This is a genomic window from Staphylococcus sp. LKG4-2, assembly GCF_050955665.1.
GTDB classification, from domain to species: Bacteria; Bacillota; Bacilli; order Staphylococcales; family Staphylococcaceae; genus Staphylococcus; species Staphylococcus saprophyticus.
Window position 1 is genome coordinate 1439405 of record NZ_CP194532.1, and the last position, 23183, is coordinate 1462587.

24 protein-coding genes are annotated in these 23183 nt (G+C 32.1%); 23 read left to right on the plus strand and 1 reads right to left on the minus strand.

Features of this window, described 5'->3' with window-relative positions:
• Nucleotides 1-2 precede the first annotated feature (2 nt).
• The 5 genes from ACM6UH_RS07130 (at nucleotide 3) to holA (ending at nucleotide 5290) form a co-directional block, all read left to right on the plus strand.
• Nucleotides 3-719, plus strand: a complete 717-nt coding sequence (locus ACM6UH_RS07130; protein ID WP_002483143.1) for a class I SAM-dependent DNA methyltransferase — start codon at nucleotides 3-5, stop codon at nucleotides 717-719.
• 47 nt (nucleotides 720-766) lie between these two features.
• Nucleotides 767-1489: a helix-hairpin-helix domain-containing protein gene (locus ACM6UH_RS07135; protein ID WP_011302987.1), complete on the plus strand. Its 723-nt coding sequence runs from the start codon at nucleotides 767-769 to the stop codon at nucleotides 1487-1489.
• A gap of 80 nt (nucleotides 1490-1569) precedes the next feature.
• Nucleotides 1570-2031, plus strand: a complete 462-nt coding sequence (locus tag ACM6UH_RS07140; protein WP_002483145.1) for a ComE operon protein 2 — start codon at nucleotides 1570-1572, stop codon at nucleotides 2029-2031.
• Between the two features lie 131 nt (nucleotides 2032-2162).
• Complete coding sequence (locus tag ACM6UH_RS07145; RefSeq protein WP_047503935.1) at nucleotides 2163-4244, plus strand: DNA internalization-related competence protein ComEC/Rec2; 2082 nt, start codon at nucleotides 2163-2165, stop codon at nucleotides 4242-4244.
• 71 nt (nucleotides 4245-4315) lie between these two features.
• Complete coding sequence (gene holA / locus ACM6UH_RS07150; protein ID WP_011302989.1) at nucleotides 4316-5290, plus strand: DNA polymerase III subunit delta; 975 nt, start codon at nucleotides 4316-4318, stop codon at nucleotides 5288-5290.
• Nucleotides 5291-5406: 116 nt separating this feature from the next.
• Here the strand turns inward: holA and rpsT are convergent, their stop codons facing one another.
• Complete coding sequence (rpsT, locus tag ACM6UH_RS07155) at nucleotides 5407-5658, minus strand: 30S ribosomal protein S20 (RefSeq protein WP_002483148.1); 252 nt, start codon at nucleotides 5656-5658, stop codon at nucleotides 5407-5409.
• Between the two features lie 324 nt (nucleotides 5659-5982).
• On the opposite strand from rpsT, the gene lepA reads away from it, so the two are divergent.
• The 18 genes from lepA (at nucleotide 5983) to recO (ending at nucleotide 23049) form a co-directional block, all read left to right on the plus strand.
• The gene (gene lepA / locus ACM6UH_RS07160) at nucleotides 5983-7806 is read left to right on the plus strand and encodes a translation elongation factor 4 (RefSeq protein ID WP_011302990.1); all 1824 of its coding nucleotides are present in this window, start codon (nucleotides 5983-5985) and stop codon (nucleotides 7804-7806) included.
• 96 nt (nucleotides 7807-7902) lie between these two features.
• On the plus strand, nucleotides 7903-9027 hold the full coding sequence (gene hemW / locus ACM6UH_RS07165) for a radical SAM family heme chaperone HemW (protein WP_011302991.1): 1125 nt from the start codon (nucleotides 7903-7905) through the stop codon (nucleotides 9025-9027).
• Between the two features lie 100 nt (nucleotides 9028-9127).
• Nucleotides 9128-10108, plus strand: coding sequence for a heat-inducible transcriptional repressor HrcA (gene hrcA, locus ACM6UH_RS07170; RefSeq protein ID WP_011302992.1), 981 nt, complete (start codon nucleotides 9128-9130; stop codon nucleotides 10106-10108).
• A 26-nt stretch (nucleotides 10109-10134) separates the two neighbouring features.
• A complete protein-coding gene (gene grpE / locus ACM6UH_RS07175) occupies nucleotides 10135-10746 on the plus strand; it encodes a nucleotide exchange factor GrpE (protein WP_002483152.1) in 612 nt (203 codons plus the stop codon).
• 55 nt (nucleotides 10747-10801) lie between these two features.
• Nucleotides 10802-12646 carry a molecular chaperone DnaK gene (dnaK, locus tag ACM6UH_RS07180; protein WP_061050596.1) on the plus strand — a complete coding sequence of 615 codons (1845 nt, stop codon included), beginning with the start codon at nucleotides 10802-10804 and terminating at the stop codon, nucleotides 12644-12646.
• A gap of 145 nt (nucleotides 12647-12791) precedes the next feature.
• The gene (gene dnaJ, locus ACM6UH_RS07185; RefSeq protein WP_069822214.1) at nucleotides 12792-13928 is read left to right on the plus strand and encodes a molecular chaperone DnaJ; all 1137 of its coding nucleotides are present in this window, start codon (nucleotides 12792-12794) and stop codon (nucleotides 13926-13928) included.
• Nucleotides 13929-13931: 3 nt separating this feature from the next.
• Nucleotides 13932-14870 carry a 50S ribosomal protein L11 methyltransferase gene (gene prmA, locus ACM6UH_RS07190; protein ID WP_011302994.1) on the plus strand — a complete coding sequence of 313 codons (939 nt, stop codon included), beginning with the start codon at nucleotides 13932-13934 and terminating at the stop codon, nucleotides 14868-14870.
• Between the two features lies 1 nt (nucleotide 14871).
• On the plus strand, nucleotides 14872-15624 hold the full coding sequence (locus ACM6UH_RS07195; protein ID WP_047503928.1) for a 16S rRNA (uracil(1498)-N(3))-methyltransferase: 753 nt from the start codon (nucleotides 14872-14874) through the stop codon (nucleotides 15622-15624).
• A 241-nt stretch (nucleotides 15625-15865) separates the two neighbouring features.
• Nucleotides 15866-16042 (plus strand): 30S ribosomal protein S21, encoded by a 177-nt coding sequence (gene rpsU, locus ACM6UH_RS07200; protein WP_002483157.1) that lies wholly within the window; start codon nucleotides 15866-15868, stop codon nucleotides 16040-16042.
• Nucleotides 16043-16317: 275 nt separating this feature from the next.
• Entirely contained in the window at nucleotides 16318-17028 is a 711-nt protein-coding gene (locus ACM6UH_RS07205; RefSeq protein ID WP_011302996.1) for an NfeD family protein, read from the plus strand.
• Nucleotides 17029-17040: 12 nt separating this feature from the next.
• Nucleotides 17041-18024 carry a flotillin-like protein FloA gene (floA, locus tag ACM6UH_RS07210; RefSeq protein WP_011302997.1) on the plus strand — a complete coding sequence of 328 codons (984 nt, stop codon included), beginning with the start codon at nucleotides 17041-17043 and terminating at the stop codon, nucleotides 18022-18024.
• Nucleotides 18025-18038: 14 nt separating this feature from the next.
• Nucleotides 18039-18716: a hypothetical protein gene (locus ACM6UH_RS07215; protein ID WP_037538372.1), complete on the plus strand. Its 678-nt coding sequence runs from the start codon at nucleotides 18039-18041 to the stop codon at nucleotides 18714-18716.
• A 380-nt stretch (nucleotides 18717-19096) separates the two neighbouring features.
• Nucleotides 19097-20044, plus strand: a complete 948-nt coding sequence (locus ACM6UH_RS07220) for a PhoH family protein (RefSeq protein ID WP_002483161.1) — start codon at nucleotides 19097-19099, stop codon at nucleotides 20042-20044.
• Nucleotides 20045-20506: an rRNA maturation RNase YbeY gene (gene ybeY, locus ACM6UH_RS07225; protein WP_011302999.1), complete on the plus strand. Its 462-nt coding sequence runs from the start codon at nucleotides 20045-20047 to the stop codon at nucleotides 20504-20506.
• Between the two features lie 8 nt (nucleotides 20507-20514).
• Nucleotides 20515-20853 (plus strand): diacylglycerol kinase family protein, encoded by a 339-nt coding sequence (locus ACM6UH_RS07230; RefSeq protein WP_047503925.1) that lies wholly within the window; start codon nucleotides 20515-20517, stop codon nucleotides 20851-20853.
• A 109-nt stretch (nucleotides 20854-20962) separates the two neighbouring features.
• Complete coding sequence (gene cdd / locus ACM6UH_RS07235; protein ID WP_002483164.1) at nucleotides 20963-21367, plus strand: cytidine deaminase; 405 nt, start codon at nucleotides 20963-20965, stop codon at nucleotides 21365-21367.
• On the plus strand, nucleotides 21367-22266 hold the full coding sequence (gene era, locus ACM6UH_RS07240; RefSeq protein ID WP_041080602.1) for a GTPase Era: 900 nt from the start codon (nucleotides 21367-21369) through the stop codon (nucleotides 22264-22266). The genes cdd and era overlap by 1 nt, the downstream gene beginning before the upstream one ends.
• Before the next feature lie 27 nt (nucleotides 22267-22293).
• Nucleotides 22294-23049, plus strand: a complete 756-nt coding sequence (recO, locus tag ACM6UH_RS07245; protein WP_002483166.1) for a DNA repair protein RecO — start codon at nucleotides 22294-22296, stop codon at nucleotides 23047-23049.
• Nucleotides 23050-23183: the final 134 nt, after the last annotated feature.

Consider the following 23183-nt stretch of genomic DNA (forward strand, 5'->3'; position numbering starts at 1 on the left):
AAATGGCACAATATGAAGAAATGAGCTTGTTTTATGATCAGCTAACCTTAGATCAACCGTATGAAGATTGGCTAAGCATTGTTAATCATTTTGCAGGTAAAAAGCATTCTATTTTAGATATTGGTTGTGGAACCGGTAGTTTAACATCGCTGTTCACTGAATTTGAGCAAGTGACAGGAATGGATCTTAGTGTTGATATGTTAGCTATAGCTGCTCAAAAATCTAATGTTGTTAATTGGATTGAAGCAGATATGACTGATTTTGAGCTTGAACAACATTTTGATGTCATTACAATATTTTGTGATTCTTTGAATTATTTACCTGAAAGAGAAAATGTTTCAGATACATTTAAAAATGTTTATCGACATTTATCTCAAGATGGTGTCTTTATGTTTGATGTTCACACAGCTTATAAAATGAATACATTGTTTAATAATCAAAGTTATATTGACGAATCCGAAGATGTTTTCTTAGGGTGGGAAGCTGTCCAAGGCGAAGAACCTCTGAGTGTTTGGCACGATATGTCGTTTTTTATTAAACAAGATAGTACGCATTATACTAGGTTTGATGAATCACATTATCAGCAAACTTATACTGAAAATGAATATACAGCGATGTTAAAAGAAGTAGGTTTTAACCATATACAGACTTTTGTTGACTTTGACATAAACAATCACACTGAAAATGGTTATAGATTATTTTTCATAGCTAAAAAATAAAAGTAAAATCACTCCCTTATACGTGTTAAGTATAAAGGAGTGATTTTTTGCAATTAGACTGGTCAAAATGGAAAGTAATTTTTGAGAAAAATAAATTAGTGATCATAGTTGGATGCGCGTTAGTACTATTGCTTGCTATTTGTTGTTATAAATTTTTAAATGTCAGCAATACAGATGACAACAGCAATGCAAACTTAAGTACAAATGATGATTCCACATTAATTAATGAACAAAGTACCAATAGTAAAACAATTGCTACTAATAATGATAATGCAAAATCAGTAAAAAATGATAAAAAGGGTAGCTTTATTTTTGTTGATATTAAAGGTGCTGTACAGCATCCTGATATTTATAAGATGAAAGATACGGATAGGGTTAAGCAATTAGTGGACAAAGCAATTTTATTAAAAGATGCTGATCTTTCAAGTGTGAATTTAGCTGAAAAATTACAAGACCAGAAAGTCATTTATATTCCGAAAATTGGTGACAAAGATCAAAAAGACATTAATATGAATCATTTTGCTTTAAAGAATAACCACACAGAAGATAGTAAAAAAGGTAATAGTACAATAAACTCAGAACAAATAAATATTAATGATGCAACAGAATCTCAGTTATTAACGATAAATGGGATTGGACCGACTAAAGCTAAGGCTATTATAGAATATAGACAACAACATGGCCCTTTTGAGTCTGTAGAGCAATTAAAAGACGTAAATGGTATTGGAGCTAAGACTTTAGAAAAAATCGGTTCAAAGCTGACTATATAACTTTTAGTTGCATTATGGTTCAATTCAAATTAATCTATAATTAATCAAAAAATATAATACATATATGGAGGTAAATCATCATGGATCGTATCAAATGGGAAGAATACTTTATGGCTCAAAGTCATCTTTTGGCTTTGCGTTCTACGTGTGAACGTTTGTCAGTTGGTGCTACTATAGTGAAAGATAATAGAATCATTGCAGGGGGCTATAACGGTTCGGTTTCAGGTGAAGTTCATTGTATTGATGAAGGGTGTTTATTAGAGGATGGCCATTGTATCAGAACAATACACGCTGAGATGAACGCTTTACTTCAATGTGCTAAACAAGGTGTTTCTACAGATGGCGCTACAATCTATGTTACTCATTTCCCTTGTTTGAACTGTACAAAATCAATCATACAATCTGGTATTGATACAATATATTATGCCGAAGATTATCATAACCATACATATGCATTGGAGTTATTGAAACAAGCAGGTATTGAGTATAAAAAAATTTCATTTGATCAAGAGCATGTAGCACAATACTTATTAAATAAATAGCCACGGTTTATTATGGCATAGCATATTTAGTTGGCATTCTTTGGCTACATCTCAAATTTCTTTCAATACTTCTTTTTATATTCCTTATATTTTTACTTAAAATAAAGCAGTTCAAATGGCAGCAAGTTATTATGATTATAATTGTTCCTTTTATAGCTTTTGGATTATTTTATAGGTATTATCATCAAACGTTAGAATTTCAAAATGATATGTTAAGTAAATCTTTAATTGCTAATGCAAAATTTATCACTAAACCTGTCATTAGCGACAATACTCTAAGTGGTAAACTCCAAATTGATAGCGATTATTATCAATATTATTTTAAGCCGAACAGAAAAGTTAAATCTTCGGATTCGTCTGAATTATACCGACGCGATTGTAAAATCCATGGTGCTTTTAAATTTAATGGGGAAGGAATAAGTAGAAAATTATATATCAATATAAAAAGCTTCGATTTATCAAGTTGTAAGTCAATATCAATGGGTTGGATGTCTCTGGTCGATTTACATAAGCAATATATTTATAAGCGTCTTGTTACAGAACACAACGATGATCCAGGTAAAATAATTGCATTGATTACGGGAGATACTTCCAAGATAAAAGACCATCAATTAGATCAAATTAGAGAAATTGGTATTTATCATTTACTAGCAATAAGTGGGACACATATCACAGCTTTAGTTAGTATTATTTTTTATACTTTGACTAAAGTCAGATGTCCCTTATTTTTGATAAAAGCTATTATTTTTATTTTGTTACCCATTTATACTATTTACACTGGTATGGCTCCAAGTGCTATTCGTGCAGTGTTAGTTGCGCTTATTCTTCTATTACTTCCGAAAAAGTTGTACAAACATTCTATGAATGTTCTTTTTGGTGTTTTTATTTTAATCACACTAATTTCTCCACAATTAATATATAATATTGGATTTCAGTTTTCATTTTTTATAACTTTTTGTATTCTTTTTGCACTCCCGATTTTAAAAGACGCTAATATCGTCAAAAGCATGATTTTTGTCAGTGTTATAGCACAACTTTCATCTTCCATTATTAGTGCAGCCCATTTTAATCAAATCCAATGGATAGGTATCTTAGCTAATTTATTCTTTGTTCCGTTTTACACATTTATTTTATTTCCTGCCTCGTTAATTTATTTTGCTTCGCTTCATTTTCCTATTAAAGTTACAATTTTTACAAAATGCCTAAATATATTGCTCTTGATTCATGATTACTTTGTTTCTATTTTTATGAAATTCTCTACTTTAAAATGGTTCACCCCCGAATTATCTTCATTTTTTATTGCAATTGCTGTGTTTCTTATCATTGTTGCACTTATTTTATTCGTTCATAAGCATTATTTTCTTTTTTTATTGATTCTAATAAGCATATTTTTCATTTTAACCATTTTACCGAAATCAAATGATTACAGATTAACTATGTTAAACGTGAACCAAGGAGATGCTATATTATTTGAAACGGATAAACAGGAATCTATGCTTATAGATACTGGGGGTGTATTGATTAAAAAAGGTATGAAAGACAACCACATGCTATCAAAACGAAAGATTCTGCCCACTTTAAAAAAGCATGGTTTACCTAAAATTAATTATTTGATTATTACACACCCACATGTTGATCATATGGGAGAATTAAGCTATCTAATAGGAAAATATCAAATAGATCATATAATAATAAATGCAAATAGCTTTAGCTTGGAACAATTAAAAGCGCTAACGTTACAATGTAAAAAACATAAGGTTAAATTATTAGATTTTAAAACTTTTAATCATATCGTACTTAGCAAAGCAGATATTCGTTTGTTAGATGCTACAATACAAAATTCAGACGATCTAAATGAACATTCTATTATTACCTACATACAATATAATAAATATAAAATGTTATTTATGGGCGATGCTTCAAAACATAATGAATCTCTTTTACTTAATAAGTACAAACTTAATAATTTGGATGTATTAAAAGTAGGTCATCATGGAAGTAAAACAAGTTCTAGTTCTAACTTTGTCAATATAATGCATCCTAAAATCAGCTTAATTTCAGTTGGACAAAATAATAGATATAAATTACCTAGTACCGAAGTTATTACTAGATTGAAAGCAATAGGATCTAAAATATATATGACAAGTCTCTCTGGGGAAGTCACAATTACTTTATCAAATTCGATACAAATTAAATCACAATTTGGTAAATGATTTGGGTAGAGAGAACAAATACTGCGTGATATAATAATTTAATGTGTAATAGAGATGAAAGGGTGCTATATATGAGCAATAATATAATAACAATTTACGGAGAAGTACCTGAACTTATAGAAAAAAAGTCAGCAGAAGAAATAAATAACTATTTAAATGCACCTAAAGATGATTTTAATTTCGTAAAATATAATTTATACGAACATGATTTGGCACCCGTAATAGAAGAATCATTGACCATGCCTTTTTTCTCTGATAAAAAAGTAGTACTTGTTCAAAATGCATACCTATTCACTGGTGAAAAACCTCCTAAAGATTTGAATCATAACATAGATCAACTCATTGAATTTATTGAAAAATATGATGGAGATACGTTGATTATTTTTGAGGTATATCATAGTAAATTAGATGAGCGTAAGAAATTGGTGAAAACATTAAAAAAGAATGCCCAATTAAAAAAAATAGAGCAAATGTCAGAAGAAGAAATTATGCAGTGGATGAAAAAAGAGCTTCATGAAAATTTTAAAGATATCAAACAAGATGCACTTGACCTATTTATAGAATTAACAGGCGTTAATTTTAATATTGTTAAACAAGAACTCGAAAAATTAATCCTTTTCTTAGGTGACAGATCAACAATTAATAAACAAGATGTGTACCAAATTGTTAATAGAAGTTTAGAACAAAATGTGTTTTTACTAACAGATTATATTCAAAAAAATAAAAAATCAAATGCAATTCAATTGGTTAATGATCTGATTGCAATGAAAGAAGAACCAATTAAGTTATTAGCATTAATTACCAGTAATTATCGACTTTTTTATCAGTCTAAAATATTAAGTCAAAAGGGTTATAGTGGTCAACAAATTGCCAAGACAATAAATGTACACCCATACAGAGTAAAATTAGCGCTTAATCAAGCAAGAAACTACCAACTTGAAAATTTGCTAAATATTATAGATTCCTGTGCTGAGACGGATTATAAATTAAAATCATCTTATATGGATAAACATCTCATATTAGAGTTATTTATTTTATCGCTGTAGTTTTAAACAAAGCAATATTATCCCGCTGTGCATACATTAAATTGGGAGTATTTTAAAAGGATACTTATTTAAAAAAAGATATAAAAAAAGTTCAAGCAATTGCTTGAACTTTAATATTATTTAGCAGCTGTCATTAATGATGACTTAATACGAGCAGCTTTGTTGTCGTGGATTAAGTTGCGTTGTGCAGCTTTATCTACTTTTTTCAAAGCAAAACTCAATAAGTCAGCTTTGTTATCAGCATTTGATTCTAAAGCTGAATGAGCTCTTTTAACTGCTGTACGCATTTCATTTTTTTGAGAAATATTACGTTCTTCAGCAGTATGTGTTGTATTAACACGTTTAATTGCAGATTTGATGTTTGGCATGTGTGTCACCTCCTAAAAGTGATCTTCGCTATCAAAATGAATTTGATTACAACAAGAAATATTTTATCAAAACAAGCGACTTTCTGCAATCATTTATTTATGAGCCGCCCGTAAATTCAATATAAATGATATAATAATGTATAAAGTTATGAAACACTTATTCTATAAAATATTCTGATAAAGTGTTAACAAGTGAATTAATATTTTGAATTATTATAAACTAATGGCTTTGCAAGTTTGCAATTAACTTGTAAAAACGTTATTATATCAAAGAATGTCATACATACAAACGGGCTAGAATTATGAAAGTGAGAAGGATAATACATGGATAAACAAGATCGTTATAATCGACGCAAAAATATAAGAAACTTTTCTATTATCGCACATATAGACCATGGTAAATCTACTTTAGCTGATAGAATTTTAGAAAATACTAAATCAGTTGAAACAAGAGACATGCAATCACAGTTGCTAGATTCTATGGATTTAGAGAGAGAACGCGGTATTACTATAAAACTAAACGCAGTACGATTGAAATACGAAGCGAAGGATGGAGAAACATACACGTTCCATTTGATTGATACACCAGGACACGTAGATTTTACATATGAAGTATCTAGATCACTTGCAGCGTGTGAGGGTGCTATTTTAGTAGTGGACGCAGCACAAGGTATTGAGGCACAAACACTAGCTAATGTCTATTTAGCACTGGATAATGATTTAGAGCTTCTACCTGTTATCAATAAAATTGATTTGCCTGCAGCTGAGCCAGAACGCGTTAAACAAGAACTTGAAGACGTTATTGGTATTGATAAAGAGGATGTCGTACTTGCAAGTGCAAAATCAAACATAGGTATTGAAGATATATTGGAAAAAATAGTTGAGGTAGTACCACCACCTGAAGGTGATCCAGAAGCACCTTTAAAAGCTTTAATATTTGATTCTGAGTATGATCCATATAGAGGTGTCATTTCATCCATACGTGTTATGGAAGGCGTTGTTAAAGCTGGAGATCGTATCAAAATGATGGCTACTGGAAAAGAATTTGAAGTAACTGAAGTAGGTATTAACACCCCAAAACAATTATCAGTAGATGAATTAACAGTGGGTGATGTAGGTTATATCATTGCTAGTATTAAAAATGTTGATGATTCCCGTGTAGGTGATACAATCACGCATGCAGAGAGACCTGCTGAAGCGCCACTACAAGGTTATAAAAAAATGAATCCAATGGTATTCTGTGGATTATTCCCTATTGATAACAAAGACTATAACGATTTAAGAGAAGCTTTAGAGAAGCTGCAATTAAACGATGCCTCATTAGAATTTGAACCAGAATCTTCTCAAGCATTAGGTTTTGGCTACCGTACTGGTTTTTTAGGTATGTTACACATGGAAATTATTCAAGAAAGAATTGAACGTGAATTCGGCATTGAATTAATCGCAACTGCGCCATCGGTAATTTACCAATGTATATTAAAATCTGGTGAGGAAGTATCTGTAGATAATCCAGCGAATATGCCAGATCGCGATAAAATAGAAACCATTTATGAGCCGTTTGTACGTGCGACTATGATGGTACCAAATGATTATGTCGGTGCTGTAATGGAATTGTGTCAACGTAAACGTGGTCAATTTATTAATATGGAATACATGGATGATATTCGAGTGAATATTATTTATGAAATTCCATTATCAGAAGTAGTATTTGATTTCTTCGATCAATTAAAATCTAATACTAAAGGCTATGCTTCTTTTGATTATGAATTTATTGATAATAAAGAAAGTGACCTGGTTAAGATGGATATTTTATTAAATGGTGAAAAAGTCGATGCTCTTAGCTTTATCGTGCATAAAGAATTTGCATACGAACGTGGTAAAACTCTTGTCGATAAGTTGAAAACATTAATACCAAGACAACAATTTGAAGTACCAGTACAAGCTGCTGTAGGACAAAAAATTGTCGCGAGAACAAATATTAAATCTATGGGGAAAAATGTATTGTCTAAATGTTATGGCGGAGACATTACACGTAAGAGAAAATTATTAGAAAAACAAAAAGCGGGTAAAGCCAAAATGAAAGCAGTGGGAAATGTAGAAATTCCACAAGATGCTTTCCTTGCAGTACTCAAAATGGATGAAGATTAATAATACTTTAAACTTGGGGCCTTAAATCCGAACGATTTATGCCCCAGTTTTTTATGAAACATCATGTTTTTAAATAGGGAAGTAGGTGAACACAATATGGAAGTGAAAAGTGCATATATACATATCCCCTTCTGTGTAAGAATATGTACGTATTGTGATTTCAATAAATATTTTATTCATAACCAACCAGTTGATGAATACTTAGATTGTTTAATTAAAGAAATGCAATATAGTAAAACGAAGGTGTTAGAAACTGTTTTTGTTGGTGGAGGAACGCCAACGGCACTTAGTTATGAACAACTTAAACGTTTACTTAAAGCTATTACTGATATTTTCGAAATCAAAGGAGAATTTAGTTTTGAAGCAAATCCAGATGAATTGACTTTGGAAAAAGTTCAATTATTAAAGGATTTTGGTGTGAATAGATTATCTATGGGCGTTCAAACTTTTAAACCAGAGCTGCTTGAAATATTAGGAAGAACACATAATACATCTGATATATACCAAGCAGTTACAAATGCGAGAGCCGTAGGTATTCCTTCTATTAGTTTAGATTTAATGTATCACTTACCAAAACAGACCATCGATGATTTTAAAGATAGTTTAGAAAAAGCATTGGCGATGGATATTGATCATATTTCTAGTTATGGTCTTATTTTAGAACCTAAAACTCAATTTTATAATATGTATAAAAAAGGCAAATTGAAAATACCTAATGAAGATATCGGGGAAGAAATGTATGAATATCTTTTAGAACGCATGCAAAGGTCTGAGTTACATCAATATGAGATTTCTAATTTTGGAAAAATGGGTCACGAATCAGAGCATAATAAAGTTTATTGGAAAAATGAAGGTTACTATGGCTTTGGCGCAGGTGCAAGCGGCTATGTTGACGGTGAAAGGTACAGTAACGTTAATCCTGTAAATCACTATATAAAGAAAATAAAGAACAATGAAAGACCTTTGTTAGAGTCCACGAGACCAACAAAAAATGAACAAATGGAAGAAGAAATGTTTTTAGGTTTAAGAATGAACCAAGGTGTCAATAAAGCTAGATTTAAAGAAAAGTTTGATTTATCTATAGATGAAGTATATGGCACAACAATTGAGGATTTACTTAAAAGAGAACTTATTGTAGATAACCAAGGCTTTATTTCAATGACTGAGAGAGGGAAAGTCATCGGAAACCTTGTATTTGAGTCTTTTTTACTAAATGTATAAGTTTTTATTAAAAACCGAGGCTTTAACATTGACTTACTTTGACCAATTTGATAAATTATAATTAGCACTTGAAACAAAAGAGTGCTAATGAGGTGAAAACATGATTAGTGATAGACAATTAAGCATATTAAATGCAATTGTTGAAGATTATGTTGATTTAGGTCAGCCAATTGGTTCTAAAACACTGATTGAACGACATAAATTAAATGTTAGCCCTGCTACTATTAGAAATGAGATGAAACAATTAGAAGATCTCGAACTAATAGAAAAAACACATACTTCATCAGGAAGATATCCATCAGAATCAGGTATCAGATATTATGTGAATCAATTATTACAAGAAACATCTCATCAACAACAAACTAAAATGCAGCGTTTAAAAGATTTGGTAATTGAAAATCATTATGACCTTTCCTCTACATTGAGTGATTTTGCTAATGAACTTTCAATTGCATCACAATATACAACGCTGGTAATGCGTCCAAATCATAAACAAGATATAATCAATAATATTCATTTGATTAGAGCAAATGCTTATTTGGTTATTATGGTGGTTGTGTTTACATCAGGTCATGTTGAACATTTACATTTAGCATCTGAAGTACCATTATCTAATGACGAATTAACCAAAATATCAAATTTTGTTACTGCTAAATATAATGAATGGAATAACCACCGTTTTGAAAATGAATTAAATGCTTTTGTAAAATCTGATACTGAAAAAGATTTTATAAAAGACATGCTAAATATGATTGATATTCATTTTGATAATCAAAGTAATGGCATTTTTATGGGCGGAAAGGTTAAACTCATAGATGCGTTGAATGAATCAAACGTATCATCTATTCAACCGATTCTACAGTATATAGAATCGAACAAAATCACACAACTACTTGATGAAATGTCCAATACTTCCATCAATGTGAAAATTGGACATGAAATTGAATCAAGTTTAAGTGATATTTCTATCGTAACAAGTGAGTATCATATTGATGATAGGCTGAAAGGTCAAATTGCGGTTATCGGACCAACAGCAATGAATTATCAGAACGTAATTCGATTACTAAATACGATTTGGTAATTAAGAATTGTATTGGAGGGCAGACTATGACAGAGCAAAACGAATCAGCTTTCAACGAAAATGAAGAAGTTAATGAAGAAACTTCACAAACCGATTCAGTTGAAAACAATGATGAAACTACAGAAACATCACAAGATAATCTGCAGGAGGACGATTCACAAGAAATTGCAGAAGACGTAGATCCTAAAGATGAAGAAATTCAACAATTAAAAAAAGATGTTCAAGAAAATGAAGAAAAATATTTAAGATTATACGCTGAGTTTGAAAACTATAAACGTAGAATTCAAAAAGAAAATCAAACAATGAAAGCATATAAAGCACAAGATGTACTAAATGATATTTTACCAACAATAGATAACATTGAACGTGCTTTACAAATAGATGGCGAAGATGAACAATTTAAATCACTTAAAAAAGGTGTAGAAATGGTTCATGAAAGTCTATTAAATGCATTAAAAAATAATGGTTTAGAAAAAATTGAGACAGAAGGTCAACAATTTGATCCGAATGTACATCAAGCAGTAGTTCAAGATGACAATCCTGATTTCGAATCAGGTCAAATCACTCAAGAACTACAAAGTGGATACAAATTGAAAGAAAGAGTTTTAAGACCTTCAATGGTTAAAGTAAATCAATAATTCGTTTTATTGTTGAAAACACCAAATTTTTAAATATATCAGGAGGAATTTATTTATGAGTAAAGTAATAGGTATTGACTTAGGTACAACAAATTCATGTATTGCAATTTTAGAAGGCGATGAGCCAAAAGTAATTCAAAACCCTGAAGGCGCTAGAACTACACCATCTGTAGTAGCATTCAAAAATGATGAAACTCAAGTAGGTGAAGTTGCAAAACGCCAAGCAATTACTAACCCAAATACAATACAATCTATCAAACGTCACATGGGTACTGATTATAAAGTTGATGTTGATGGAAAATCATATACACCACAAGAAATTTCAGCAATGGTTTTACAAAATCTTAAAAGTACAGCTGAAGATTATTTAGGTGAAAGTGTAGATAAAGCAGTCATTACTGTTCCAGCTTATTTCAATGATAGTGAACGTCAAGCTACTAAAGATGCTGGTAAAATTGCTGGCTTAGAAGTTGAACGTATTATTAATGAGCCAACAGCAGCTGCTTTAGCATATGGTTTAGACAAAACTGAACAAGATCAAAAAGTACTTGTATTCGACTTAGGTGGCGGTACTTTTGACGTATCAATCCTTGAATTAGGTGACGGTGTATTTGAAGTGCTTTCTACAGCAGGTGACAACAAACTTGGTGGGGATGACTTTGACCAAGTAATTATTGATCACTTAGTTGCAGAATTCAAAAAAGAAAACAGTGTAGATTTATCTAAAGACAAAATGGCGTTACAACGTCTTAAAGACGCTGCAGAAAAAGCTAAAAAAGATTTATCTGGTGTATCTCAAACACAAATTTCATTACCATTTATCTCTGCAGGAGAGAATGGTCCATTACACTTAGAATTAACTTTAACTCGTTCTAAATTTGAAGAGTTAGCAGATTCATTAATCAGAAGAACTATGGAACCTACGCGTCAAGCAATGAAAGATGCTGGTTTAACAAGTTCTGACATTGACGAAGTTATCTTAGTTGGTGGTTCTACTAGAATCCCAGCAGTTCAAGAAGCTGTTAAAAAAGAAGTTGGAAAAGATCCTCATAAAGGTGTGAACCCAGATGAAGTAGTTGCAATGGGCGCAGCAATTCAAGGTGGCGTTATCACTGGTGATGTTAAAGATGTCGTATTATTAGACGTAACACCATTATCATTAGGTATTGAAATTATGGGTGGACGTATGAATACGCTTATCGAAAGAAATACTACAATCCCAACATCTAAATCTCAAGTTTATTCAACAGCAGCAGACAACCAACCTGCAGTTGATATCCATGTATTACAAGGTGAACGCCCAATGGCTGCAGATAACAAAACACTTGGTAGATTCCAATTAACTGATATTCCAGCAGCTCCACGTGGCGTACCTCAAATTGAAGTGACATTTGATATCGACAAAAACGGTATTGTGAACGTTACTGCAAAAGATTTAGGTACAAACAAAGAACAAAATATTACAATTCAATCTAGCTCTGCACTTTCAGACGACGAAATTGATCGTATGGTTAAAGACGCTGAAGAAAATGCTGAAGCAGATAAAAAACGTCGCGAAGAAAGTGACTTGAGAAACGAAGCAGATAGCTTAGTATTCCAAGTTGAAAAAACAATTACTGATTTAGGTGAAAACATCAGCGAAGAAGATAAACAAAATGCTGAAGACAAAAAAGAAGCACTTAAATCAGCACTAGAAGGCGAAGATATTGATGATATCAAAGCTAAAAAAGAAGACTTAGAAAAAGTAGTTCAAGACTTGTCTACAAAAGTTTATGAACAAGCAGCTCAAGCTCAACAACAAGCTCAAGGTGAAGATGCAAATGCTTCTCAAGATAGTAATGTTGAAGACGCTGATTTCAAAGAAGTTAAAGATGATGACAACCAAGATAACCAAAAATAAGTCGAGTCATTGACTAAATAATTGTTATTAACAGAAATATATGACACAATTGCTTAGCCAAATTAAGTCAAAGTCAATTGAACATTGGCTTTGACTTTTTCCTTTTTATAATAGATTTAATAAAACCGTGAAAGGAGAGGTATGAGTGGCCAAAAGAGATTATTATGAAGTTTTAGGTGTTAGCAAAAGCGCTTCTAAAGATGAAATTAAAAAGGCTTATCGTAAATTATCAAAACAATACCATCCAGATATAAATAAAGAAGAGGGTGCTGATGAGAAGTTTAAAGAAATCTCAGAAGCATATGAAGTATTAAGTGACGAAAATAAACGTGCAAATTATGACCAATTCGGACACGATGGACCACAAGGTGGCTTTGGCGGCCAAGGATTCGGTGGCCAAGACTTTAGTGGATTCGGCGGTGGCGGATTCGAAGATATCTTTAGTTCATTCTTTGGTGGTGGCAGACAGCAACGAGATCCAAATGCCCCAAGAAAAGGTGACGATTTACAATATACGATGACTGTCACATTTGATGAAGCTGTTTTTGGTAGCGAAAAAGAAATTTCTATTCGCAAAGATGTTGCTTGTCACACATGTGATGGTGAAGGTGCTAAACCAGGAACTAAGAAAAAAACTTGTCATTACTGTAATGGTTCTGGTCATGTTTCAGTTGAACAAAATACTATTCTTGGTAGAGTAAGAACTGAAAAAGTATGTCCAGTATGTAGTGGTTCAGGCCAAGAATTTGAAGAACCTTGTCCAACTTGTCATGGTAAAGGTACTGAAAATAAAAATGTTAAAATTAGTGTGACGATTCCTGAAGGTGTAGACAATGAACAACAAATTAGATTAGCTGGTGAAGGTGCTCCAGGAGAAAACGGTGGGCCTCAAGGTGATTTATATATTGTGTTTAGAGTCAAACCATCTGAAAAATTTGAAAGAGACGGCGATGATATTTACTATTCATTAGATATCAGTATTGCTCAAGCCACTTTAGGTGATGAAGTTAAAGTACCAACGCTTAAAGGTAGTGTCATGCTAACAATCCCTGCCGGTACACAAACTGAAAAACAATTCCGTCTGAAAGAAAAAGGCATTAAAAATGTTCATGGTTACGGTTATGGCGATTTATTTATTAACATCAATGTAGTTACGCCTACAAAAATTAGCAATCGCCAAAAAGAATTACTTAGAGAATTTGCTGAAATAGATGGCGAGGAGCTTTCTGAGCAGCCATCAAATTTTAGAGATAAAGCAAAAAGATTCTTCAAAGGAGAATAACTTATGAACTGGACTGAAGTTGCAATCGTTGCTAACCATGAGGTATCACCAATCATAACCAATTTACTCGAAGATTATGGCTCTAATGGTGTTGTTATAGAAGATTCAGAAGATTTAACACATGATTTCGAAGATAAGTATGGTGAAATATATGCATTAAATGCAGAAGATTATCCTACACAAGGTGTGAGAGTTAAAGCATATTTTAACGAAATTAAGTATACAAAAGATTTTCAAGAAAAATTAATTCAATCATTAAAAGACATTGAAAGTCTTGATTTAGATTTGTTTAGCTTTGATGAGCAAACAATTAGAGAGCAAGATTGGGAGAATGAGTGGAAGCATTACTTTCATCCATTTCGCGCATCTGAAAAATTCACAATTGTTCCGAGTTGGGAAACATACCAACAGGAAGATGATAGTGAATTATGCATTGAGTTAGATCCAGGTATGGCATTTGGAACAGGTGATCATCCGACAACGAGTATGTGTCTAAAAGCAATTGAAGCATATGTTAAGTCTAGTGATTCAGTTATAGATGTCGGCACAGGCTCAGGTATACTGAGCATTGCAGCACATTTGTTAGGCGTTAAACGTATAAAAGCACTTGATGTAGATGAAATGGCTGTTAGAGTAGCTAAAGAAAACTTTCAAAAAAACAACTGTGAATATGCTATTGAAGCAGTCCCAGGTAATTTATTAAAAGAAGAAACTGAAAAATTTGATGTTGTTATCGCTAATATTTTAGCTCATATTATTGAAGAAATGATAGATGATGCTTATAATACACTTAATAAAGACGGTTATTTTATAACTTCTGGTATTATAGAAGAAAAACACGAGGCTATTGTTGAACATATGAAACGCAGTGGATTTGAAATAGTTTCTATTAACCATGACAATAGTTGGGTTTGTATCGTCGGACAGAAAGTGAGCGATTGACATGCAAAGATATTTTATAGATCAAAACGCTGATGTAAATCAGCGTTTTTGTATAACTGATCAAGGTGATATACATCATATTTCAAACGTCATGAGACATCAAGTTGATGATTATATCATTATTACATTTGCTGATCATTATGTTTATAAATGTAAACTTGTTAATATTGGTGCAGAAGGTATCATGGTTTCGTTAGAAGAACGTATTGATGTGGATACAGAATTACCACAAAATGTAACGATATGTAGTGGACTAATCAAGTCTGACAAATATGAATGGATGCTACAAAAGTCAACGGAATTAGGTGCAAGTGAATTTATTGCTGTAGGTATGAAACGTTCTGTTGTCAAGCTTACAGAAAATAAAATTGCAAAGAAATTAGAGCGTTGGCAGAAGATTATCAAAGAAGCTGCAGAACAAAGTTATAGATTAGCTATTCCAACGATTCAATATCAAGCAACATTAAACGATGTACTTAAAAGTACCAAAACGTATGATTATATTCTAATTGCCTATGAGGATGCCGCTAAAAGTGGTGAAGTAAGTCAATTTAAATCGTTAGTTCAACAATTTAAACCAAATGATAAAGTATTAATTATATTTGGACCTGAAGGTGGCCTTGATGAGGATGAAGTCTCACTGTTACAAGATGTTGGTTACCAAATTGGCTTAGGTCCTAGAATTTTAAGGGCTGAAACAGCACCTTTATATGTTTTAAGTGCTTTGAGTTTCGAAAAGGATTTACACAATTAGTTTAATGTATTGATGTGTGCTAATAGCGTGTTATATGAATTATAAAGAATAAGATGATACAACGATAAAAATCCATAACCGGATAAATTTAATCATGTATTAATAGAATTTATTCAAAATAACAAAATCTGAATTTTAGTAATTGACCACATTAATCAGATATATTATACTAGATTATACATGGTTCATACCGTGTATTGATAATAAAGTTTCGTTGATATTTGGAGGGAGGGAAATACACATGTCTAAAACAGTAGTCAAAAAGAACGAATCACTTGAAGATGCGTTACGTCGTTTCAAACGTACAGTTTCTAAAAGCGGTACTATTCAAGAAGTACGTAAACGTGAATTTTACGAAAAACCTAGCGTTAAACGTAAAAAGAAATCAGAAGCTGCACGTAAACGTAAATTCAAATAATTAATAGTTTCGTTGACTCCCTCAACACCAACATTAATTATAAACCATAATAGCCTTAGTTGTTATATACAGCTAAGGCTATTATTTTTTTATAAAAAACCATTGTACTTTTTAAATCAACATATTTTTTATTATACATAGCATGTAGTACTTAACCATTATTAAAGCAAAAAGTAATAATGAAAATTTCTTTGAAGATAATAGTTTTTTATAGTGTAAACGGTATAATCGCATATTAGTTTCATGTATAATCAAATTGAGAGCGAGGTGATAGAGTGATTCTTTCAAGTAGTTTACATACAATTTTTCCTTCCAATTTAGTCGAGGATGGAAATTGGATTGATAATATAGCTAACTTTATAGTACATCCAATTGGCGCTTTGATTTTAACATGTATTATCTTTCTTGGTTTTCTATATCAATTATATTCTAATAAGATTAATGTTGTTGGTATCATATCAACGATAGCGTTATTGATATTTTTCTTAGGATTTTTTGTGAAAGGCGACGTTAATTTCTATTCTGTGATACTTTTTGGAGTAGGAGTCATATTAGTTATCATTGAATTATTTGTTGTCGGTGCGGTTATTGGCATCATTGGTATGGGTTTTATTATTTTCAGTATTATTACTTTAGGAGACAATTTAATCTTCATGATTGCTAATGTTGTCTTTGCATTAATCTTATCTATTATTGAGTGGGTGATACTTGTGAAAGGATTTAAACGCAAAATTCCATTTTTAGACAAAGTTGTACTGAAAGATTCTACAAATGCAGAGGCAGGTTACACTTCACATGAAGATCGCTCTCATTTAGTTGGAAAAACTGCAACAACATCAACGGACTTAAGACCAGCAGGGATTATTACATTAAATAATGAAAGAATCGATGCTGTTTCAGATGGTTCATTTATTTTAAGGAATAAACAGGTTACCATCTTAGAAGTTGAAGGTACACGTGTTGTTGTAAGAGAAATCGAATCATAAAGGAGAGAAAGTATGATCGGATTAATTATAATCGTCGTTATTGTATTAGTAGCATTGTTGTTGCTATTTTCATTTGTTCCAGTAGGATTATGGATTTCAGCAATTGCTGCTGGTGTTAAAGTAGGCATCGGTACTTTAGTAGGTATGAGATTACGTAGAGTATCTCCACGTAAAGTGATTTCACCGCTAATTAAAGCGCACAAAGCTGGATTGCATTTAACTACAAATCAACTTGAATCGCATTATTTAGCTGGAGGTAATGTTGATCGCGTTGTTGATGCTAATATTGCAGCGCAAAGAGCTGATATCAACTTACCATTCGAACGTGGGGCTGCTATAGATTTAGCGGGTCGTGACGTATTAGAAGCTGTACAAATGTCAGTTAATCCTAAAGTCATTGAAACACCATTTATTGCTGGTGTAGCAATGAATGGTATCGAAGTTAAAGCAAAAGCACGTATTACAGTTCGTGCCAACATTGCTCGCTTAGTTGGTGGTGCAGGTGAAGAAACAATTATCGCACGTGTTGGTGAAGGTATTGTTTCAACAATAGGTTCAAGTGAACACCATACACAAGTTCTTGAAAATCCAGATAATATTTCTAAAACTGTTTTAAGTAAAGGATTAGATTCTGGTACAGCATTTGAAATTTTATCAATTGATATTGCTGATGTTGATATTAGCAAAAATATTGGTGCAGATTTACAAACTGAACAAGCGCTTGCAGACAAGAATATTGCACAAGCTAAAGCAGAAGAACGTCGTGCGATGGCTGTAGCTCAAGAACAAGAAATGAAAGCAAAAGTACAAGAAATGCGTTCTAAAGTGGTTGAAGCAGAAGCAGAAGTACCATTGGCTATGGCTGAAGCTTTACGTTCTGGCAACTTAGGCGTAAAAGATTATTACAATTTAAAAAATGTTGAAGCTGACACAGGCATGAGAAATTCTATTAATCAACGTACGAATCAAAAAGATGATGAATCACCGGATAAATAATTAGGGGTGATTAAATGAGTATAGGTATTATTATCTTTGTAATATCTGTGATTGTGACAATAATTGGTGCTATTAGTGATAATAGCCATAAAGAAAGACAAAACCAAAAACCACCAGTCAACAAACGGTCAAATGACCATGGAGGAGAACCACAGAAACGTGGCTTTTTTGATGAAATAGGAAAAACATTTAAAGAAATAGAGAAACAATTAAATGAAGACCCTATGTCGCAAGAACGTGAAAAACCACGCGCTCCTCAACCTACTAAGACACAAGCAGAACCGGTTGAAACACGTGCAGAAAAAATGGAAACACCGAGTCCTGAGCGCTCATCAAGAACGATGAGAACGGATAATGAAACTGAAGCTGAAAAAGCAAAACGTTCACAACAACAGCAAGATGATAAATTACAACAAGAATTAGAATCCGATTTAATAGGACAAATGCAAGATGTACGTAGTGAAATTGATCGCGAAACTGAGAAGAAGTTGCAACGAACTGAACGAAAAGCACGTGCAATTATAGCTGATAAATATTTATCAGAAAGAACAAAGCGTTTTCGTTTAAAACAACTTATGAATGCTCATGCGATACAAGGAACAGCCACAAATGAACAATTCAGGTTTGCTGAGGACGAAGTTGTTAATGGTATTATTTGGTCAGAAGTATTAGAAAGACCGAAACAATTATAATATAATGTTTTAAGTTAACGCCTTATAAATCAATGTAATTTGATGTTATAAGGCGTTTTTAATATTATAATCGTAGTAAGAACTTTTATTTATCTGATTATCACAATCATATTTATACATTATAAAGCTTTCGTTTTATTATAAAATTAGATAGAATGTAAATCTTCTGTTAAAATTAATGAAATTCTGTCCTATTCAATTCACTTTAAAATAATATATTGAGTATTCGTGATATAATAGAGATGTATAATCAATAGTTTTAAACAGTAATTGTATATTTTTATACAAGCTGATTATTTATTTGTTAACAATCATTTTGTAACTTAAAATCTAATAGGATAAAATAAAAGAAACGAATATACTTGTAAAGGAGCACCTATATGCCTGGAATTATTCAAATAAATGACATCAATGAAGCGCAAGCACTCATTGGTAATAATGATGAACACCTTAAATCAATTGAGGAAGGATTTGATGTCATTATACATGCTCGTGGTCAAGAAATTGCTGTAAAAGGAGAGCAAGTTGAGCATGTTGAAAAAGCGGAATCCGTACTAATTAATTTATTAAAAGTCATACAACAAGGTGTAACAATATCGATTAAAGATGTTGAAGCAGCAGTGAAAATGGCACAAAATGGTACGATTCAATACTTATTAGATTTATATGAAGATGAAATTACTAAAGATGCATTTGGCAAGACGATTCGTGCTAAAACAATGGGACAACGTTTATACGTAAATGCGATGCACCATAATGATTTAGTTTTTGGTGTGGGACCAGCTGGTACAGGTAAAACATTTTTAGCTGTAGTCTATGCTGCTAAACAGTTACGTAAAGGGTCAGTAAAACGCATTGTTTTGACAAGACCTGCAGTTGAAGCTGGCGAATCTTTAGGATTTCTACCAGGAGATTTAAAAGAAAAAGTAGATCCTTATCTAAGACCGCTTTATGACGGGTTAAATACTGTTTTAGGTAGAGAACAAACTGCTAGATTTATAGAAAGAGGTATCATTGAAGTTGCCCCATTAGCTTATATGAGAGGTAGAACATTAGATGATGCGTTTGTCATTTTAGATGAAGCTCAAAATACTACACATGCACAAATGAAAATGTTCTTAACTAGATTAGGATTTGGATCAAAAATGGTAGTCACTGGTGACAAAACACAAGTAGATTTACCAAAAGGTGTAAAGAGTGGTTTGAAAGAAGCGATTAAAAAATTAGAAAACGTTAAAGGTTTAAGTATTCATCATTTAGACCAAACAGATGTGGTACGTCATCCATTAGTAAGTAAAATTATTGATCGTTATGAGGGAGATGAATAAATGTTTACGATAGATTTTAGTGACCATACTAATTTAGTGAAAGAGGATTGGTTTACACAAATTGACAAGCTGCTAACGTTTGCAAAGGAACAAGAAAATATCGAAGAAGAGGCTGAATTGTCAGTTACTTTTGTAGATAAAGATGAGATTCAAGAAATTAATAAAATGTATCGAGATAAAGACAAAGTCACAGATGTTATATCTTTTGCATTAGAGGAAGATGAACCTGAAATAACTGGTATAGAAATGCCGAGAGTTTTAGGCGATATTATTATTTGTACTGATGTTGCTCAAGAACAAGCAGACTCGTACGGACATTCATTTGAAAGAGAATTGGGCTTCCTTGCATTACACGGCTTTTTACATTTATTAGGTTATGATCATATGAATGAGCAAGATGAGAAACAAATGTTCGGACGCCAAGATCAAATTCTTAATGCATACGGCTTAACTAGAGATTAGAGGCGCGTATGGATAGATTTAAATATGCATTTCAAGGCATGATAGTTTTATTAAAAAAAGATAAGAATTTCTTACTTCATCTTATTTTTGGTTTGATAGTCATTGTTTGTGGATTTATATTTCATATTACAAAAGTGGAATGGCTTTTTATATTGTTAGCGATTGGACTTGTGCTAGCATTTGAAACGATAAACACAGCTATTGAATATGTAGTCGATTTGGTAACAACGGATTATCATATTTTAGCTAAGAAAGCGAAAGACGTTGCTGCTTTTAGCGTGATTATTGCGGCTATTATAGCTGTCTTAATTGGGCTGATTGTTTTTTTACCGTATATTTTTAAATAATAGTGCAAATTCACAAAAGTTGTTTATACTTAATGAATAAAGCTTTTAATAAAATATAGTTATACACCCATTTCCATGGTGTTGAATATTGAACAGGAGAGATGAAGCAATGGCATACCAACCACATTATTTTTCAGAAGTAAGAAAAGCACAGGCAAATGCGTACGCACCCTACAGTAATTTTAAAGTTGGTGCGTATTTAAGAACGAAAGATGGCAAAGCTTATTACGGTGGTAATGTTGAAAATGCAGCTTATCCAATGGCGATTTGTGCTGAAAGATCAAGTTTAGTTGCGGCAATTGCTGATGGATACCGCCCAGGAGATTTTGAATCAATTACTGTAACTGTAGATGCAGATGAACCGTCCTCACCATGTGGCGCATGTCGACAAGTAATGAAAGAGCTTTGTGATGACGAAATGCCAGTTTATATGACCAATCATAAAGGTGATATGACAGAATTATCAGTAGGCGAGTTATTGCCTTTAGGATTTTCAGGAAAGGATTTAAATTAATGACAGAACACAAATCAGGCTTTATATCTATCATTGGTAGACCCAATGTTGGTAAATCAACCTTTGTAAATCGTGTAATAGGACATAAGATTGCGATAATGTCCGATAAAGCACAAACAACTAGAAACAAAATTCAAGGTGTCATGACACAAGAAGATGCGCAAATTATTTTCCTAGATACACCAGGTATTCATAAACCTAAGCACAAATTAGGAGATTATATGATGCGCGTTGCGACGAATACACTATCTGAAATAGATGCCATTATGTTTATGGTAAACGTCAATGAGGATATTGGTAGAGGCGACGAATATATTATGGATATGCTAAAAACAATCAAAACGCCAGTATTTTTAGTGTTAAATAAGATTGACTTGGTTCATCCCGATGAATTAATGCCTAGAATTGAAAAATATAAAAAATATATGGATTTTACAGAAATCGTACCTATTTCTGCACTTGAAGGCTTAAATGTAGATCATTTTATTAATGTTATAAAATCATATTTACCAGAAGGCCCTAAATATTATCCTGATGATCAAATATCAGATCATCCAGAACAATTTGTTGTTGGAGAACTGATAAGAGAGAAAATTTTACATTTAACAAGTGAAGAAATTCCTCATGCGATTGGTGTTAATGTAGACCGTATGATTAAAGAAGATGAAGATAGAGTGAGAATTGAAGCTACTATTTACGTAGAAAGAGATTCTCAAAAAGGGATTGTCATTGGTAAAGGCGGTAAAAAATTAAAAGAGGTTGGTAAACGTGCGCGTCAAGATATAGAGCGTTTATTAGGCTCGAAAGTTTACTTGGAACTATGGGTTAAAGTACAAAAAGACTGGCGAAATAAAGTTAATTTCATTCGCCAAATGGGTTATTTAGAAGATAGAGATTAAGTTAAAGTTGAAAGTCGGTGAATTCGTGTGTTAATCAAACAAAAAGGGATTATTATAAAAACCATTGATTATGGCGAATCCGATAAAATTATAACTATCTTAAATGAATATGGTGCTAAAGTCCCACTTATGGTAAGAAGAGCCAAGAAAAGTAAGAGCGGCTTGCAGGCTAATACGCAATTATTTGTGTATGGCTTGTTTATTTATTCAAAGTGGAAAGGTATGGGCACCTTAAGTTCAGTTGATGTCATTGACCAAAATTACCATCTGCGACTAGATATATATGAAAGTAGCTATGCAAGTTTGTGTACTGAAACGATCGACCGTTCCATGGAAACAGATGAAATCTCTAAAAATAGTTACGAATTATTGCATTTTGTATTAGATAAGATTAGGCAGGGGATTTCAGCACAACTCATGTCAGTTGTTGTATTGTTAAAATGTATGACAAAATTTGGATTTAATGCAGTATTTGACAGATGTGTGATAACTCAAAGTGAAGATCAATCAAAATTAGTCGGTTATAGTTTTAAATATGATGGTGCAATTTCTGAAAATGTTGCATATAAAGATACACACGCATTTCAGTTATCAAACAAAACGTTGTATTTATTAGATATCCTTCAGAAGTTACCAATTAATCAAATGAGTTCATTGAGCATACACGAAACAATTGTCGATGAAATGTCAGAACTTGTTATCTTATTGTATAAAGAGTATGCGGGTATGTATTTCAAAAGTCAAAAACTAATTAATCAATTATATCGATTAGATAACTTATAATAATTATTTATATTCAAACCTATTGGCCCAGACCATAGGTTTGTTTTTTTTATATAAAAAAATGGGACAAGAAAAATTAATCCATTACAATGAAATAATCTTAGTTTCTTGTCCCATAAATATTTAAATTGCTA